The sequence below is a fragment of the Cohnella sp. GbtcB17 genome (assembly GCF_019091135.1).
In the GTDB taxonomy this organism is placed as follows: domain Bacteria; phylum Bacillota; class Bacilli; order Paenibacillales; family Paenibacillaceae; genus Cohnella.
The window spans coordinates 1-235 of sequence record NZ_JAGXJW010000496.1 but is presented as its reverse complement, the minus strand read 5'-3'; the positions used below and the strand labels follow the sequence as shown (position 1 = coordinate 235).

Annotated in this window: 1 protein-coding gene; it reads left to right on the top strand. The window is 41.7% G+C overall.

Annotated features, from left to right (window positions below):
- Positions 1–235 (top strand): MerR family transcriptional regulator (locus KVT38_RS34255; RefSeq protein ID WP_217598150.1); only part of this gene is annotated, 235 nt, incomplete at both ends.

Genomic DNA, 235 nt, shown 5'->3' with positions numbered 1-235 from the left:
TACGAACAAAGCGGTTTAATTGAAGGAATAGAACGGGATGAGAATGGATATCGCCGGTATTCAGAAGCCGATATGATTTGGTTTCAGGTATTAAATTACTTTAGGGCGATGGGAATGTCCATCCGGGTAATGAAGAGCTTTACGACCTTGCACAACGGTGGGATATCTAAAATGACAGCACGGATAGAATTGTTGGAAACTTATCGTAGCAAAGATATCGATCAAGTGAAGGAGC